This is a genomic window from Moorena sp. SIO3I8, from assembly GCF_010692325.1.
GTDB lineage: Bacteria > Cyanobacteriota > Cyanobacteriia > Cyanobacteriales > Coleofasciculaceae > Moorena.
On sequence record NZ_JAAHHW010000036.1, the window covers coordinates 1 to 3364 of the forward strand.

At 39.8% G+C, this 3364-nt stretch carries 3 protein-coding genes; 2 read left to right on the top strand and 1 reads right to left on the bottom strand.

Annotated features, from left to right (window positions below; translation table 11 throughout):
- On the top strand, positions 1 to 916 hold a 916-nt coding region (locus tag F6K51_RS15820; protein ID WP_293021676.1), incomplete at its 5' end, for a protein kinase.
- Between the two features lie 213 nt (positions 917 to 1129).
- Positions 1130 to 2467: a serine/threonine-protein kinase gene (locus F6K51_RS15825; RefSeq protein ID WP_293021677.1), complete on the top strand. Its 1338-nt coding sequence runs from the start codon at positions 1130 to 1132 to the stop codon at positions 2465 to 2467.
- A gap of 16 nt (positions 2468 to 2483) precedes the next feature.
- Here the strand turns inward: F6K51_RS15825 and F6K51_RS15830 are convergent, their stop codons facing one another.
- The gene (locus F6K51_RS15830; RefSeq protein ID WP_293021678.1) at positions 2484 to 2879 is read right to left on the bottom strand and encodes a hypothetical protein; all 396 of its coding nucleotides are present in this window, start codon (positions 2877 to 2879) and stop codon (positions 2484 to 2486) included.
- Positions 2880 to 3364 lie beyond the last annotated feature (485 nt).

Sequence of the window (3364 nt, forward strand, 5' to 3'; positions counted from 1 at the left end):
AGAAGAACAAGCCATCAAATATATTCGGCAAGTTGCCAATGCCCTCGAAGCAATGCATGAGGTTAATTTGATTCATAGAGATGTCAACCATCGTAATATTATGGTGAGACATGGAACCGAAGAAGCAATACTGATTGATTTTGGGATCGCCCGGGAATTTGTTCCCGACCGGACAATAGAGCTAACACAACAATGGTCTCAATATTATGCTCCACCCGAGCAACAACAAGCCCGCCTTAGAGCAAGCCCAGGAGTTGATATCTATGCCCTATCGGCTACTTTCTATTTTTTGTTAACTGGACAAAAACCAGTTAGCAGCAAAGACCGGGAAAATCAACCCAATATATTCAAAATATATTATATAAAAGACCCTCAAAAAGAAGATACCGAAAAATTTGTCACCAACAAAATTTTGAGAAGAGCAATTCTCAAAGGGATGGAATTAAATCCAAAGCGAAGACCTAAGACAATCTCAGAGTGGCTAAAATTACTAGAGCCTTCACAAGAAATGGATCGAACTGGTATTTCGAGATGGGTGATTGGAGTTATAGGCGTTTTGGTGTTATTAGGTGCTGTTGCTATTCCATTGATATTTAATCCATCTAATCAGCCTAAGCAACCTATTAATGATCCCCCAAGTAGCACGGAATGGCCACAACTTGAAGATAAAGGTTTCTCGGCAATTTATAAACTTAAACAAAACGGAGATGTAGACAACTTCAAAGAAGTACTCAAGCTATTTGAGCAAAATAAAAACAACTATAAAGGAAACAAAGACTTTGAAGAACTATTTAGTGAACTAACCCGTAGATATGCTCAAGACGTATTAGCTCGAAGCGGAGATCCAGGAGTTGGTAAGGGAATTAAAAAGCTGGAGGAAATTCAGCAAAGGCTGGAGGATAACTTTGACATATAAAGTTTACCGGAAGATGATATCATCGCTCAGGAATATAAAGATGTTAGTGCTCTTCTGAAGAAGATGAGAAAATCCCGTAACGGTAACAATTAGGGCATTGACGACAAGTTTAGAACTTATACCGAATAACTGGCTATCGTAAAGTTAGAATCCGCTAATCATCCACTAAGCTAGAAGATTAGCTAAAGCAATTAATTAAATAAAAATCACCCAATGACAAGCTTAGAACCAGGAGATTCTCTGAAAGACGGCGACTATACCATCCAAGGTGAATTAGGAACGGGGGGCTTTGGAACGACTTACCAAGCTACTCGTCACTTACCCGATGGTCAGGAAGAGATTGTTGCGATAAAAATTGGAAAAGATCAATTAAACGATAATGAACAAACTAACAGAGAAGAAAAATTTCAAGATGAAGCGCAGCGACTAAACCAATTTAATCATAACCATATTGTTAAATTCATAGAGTACTTCTATGACAATACCATAAACCGTCCTTGCCTGGTGATGGAATATATCGAGGGAGAGACCCTACAGAAACTCACTAAACCAGGGAATGGAATTCCAGAAGAACAAGCCATCAAATATATTCGGCAAGTTGCCAATGCCCTCGAAGCAATGCATGAGGTTAATTTGATTCATAGAGATGTCAACCATCGTAATATTATGGTGAGACATGGAACCGAAGAAGCAGTCCTGATTGATTTTGGGATCGCCCGGGAATTTGTTCCCGACCGGACAATAGAGCTAACACAACAATGGTCTGAATATTATGCTCCACCCGAGCAACAACTACGCCGCTTTAGAGCAGGCCCACGAGTTGATATCTATGCCTTATCCGCCACCTTATATTTCCTGTTAACCGGAGGCCAACCAGTTAGTAGCAGAGAGAGGATAACTGAATTCATAAAATCTAGAAAAGACCCTCAAAAACAAGATATAAAAAAATTCGTCAATAACAAAAACTTGAGAATAGTAATTCTCAAAGGAATGCAATTCAATCCATATAAACGACCTAAGTCAATCTCAGACTGGCTAAAATTACTAGAGCCTCCAATACCAATTATAACTGATAGATTAAAACGGATTATCGGAGCTATATCGGGTATTGCGATCCTACATGCTATCGTCATTGGATTGATAATTATTCCAGATACACATAGACATAGACCTATAATTACAAAAAATGAATGGACGGAACTTGAATTTAAAGGTTTATCGGCAATTAATCAATTTAATCAAAATGGAGATGCTGAAAAATTAAAACAAGCACTCGATCTATTTGATAAAAATAAAAATAACTATCAAGGAAACAAAGAATTTGAGGAGCTATTTAGTGAACTAACCCGTAGATATGCTCAAGACGTATTAGCTCGAAGCGGAGACCCAGGAGTTCGTAAGGGAATTGAAAAGTTGGAGGAAATTCAGCAAAGGCTAGTTCAGAACTTCGACATCGAAAATCTTCCGGAAGATGATATCATCGCTCAGGAATATAAAGATGTTAGTGCTCTTCTAGAGAAGATGAGAAAATCCCGTAACGGTAACAATTAGAATTTTTAGGAATTATTTAAATAAGAGCCAGAGCAATCATCCCCAATAAAGCCAAAGCTGATATAATTGTAGAAACGCCTTTCTTATCCTCAGACAAATCCTCCTGTTCTTCAATCGGTTCTTTTATTGTTTCCCAGCACGCCTCTCTAATCGTCCCACTCCACTCACTGCCCATTTCTGAAAACCAAAACACATTAGGATCACCTATAAATGGCTGACGGTTAATGGTTTGCTCTTCACGGTTTACGGAGATTGGGTGACGGTTAATGGTTGAGCCTTGACGGTTAATGGTTGGCCTTTGACGATTGGTTAATGGGTGACGGCTATGGTAGTATTCGGACTGATAGCGGTAAGTCTGAGAAATAATTTGTTTCGGCTGATCACCAGTAACGGTATTGTTTTTCTGTGACATCGATTAACACCCGATTATAAAGGTTACAAGGTAAGCATTCAGCGTGCTAATAGCTGATTTCTAGGCGTTGCTGATTATGGGTATGGTTTTGCCCCCCTAACCCCCCAATTTTGGGGGGAACAAAACTCTCAAAGTCCCCCGAGCGAGCAATCCCTCGCTCGGGGGATTTAGGGGGCTTGACCAAAACCAGATGATCCCGCATTCATTCCTTAATTCAGCAACGCCGATTTCTAAGTATCTATAGACTTATCGGGCGAACTACCAAGGATTATGCAGAAAATTTTCAATACCAGTAAGCGGTCAGTGGTCAGTGGTCAGTAGTCAGTAGTCAGTGGTCAGTGGTCAGTGGTCAGCTTATTTTATTCAAAAGCACTGTGGCACAGGCTTCCAGCCTGTGACCTAACCTCAGCTTATTTTATTCAAAAGCACTGTGGCACAGGCTTCCAGCCTGTGACCTAACCTCAGCTTATTTTATTCAAAAGCAC

What these genes read in the sequence shown, in the direction of transcription:
- F6K51_RS15825 (WP_293021677.1), top strand. Translation starts at nt 1,130, where the DNA reads ATGACAAGCTTAGAACCAGGAGATTCTCTGAAAGACGGCGACTATACC.
- F6K51_RS15830 (WP_293021678.1), bottom strand. Translation starts at nt 2,879, where the DNA reads ATGTCACAGAAAAACAATACCGTTACTGGTGATCAGCCGAAACAAATT.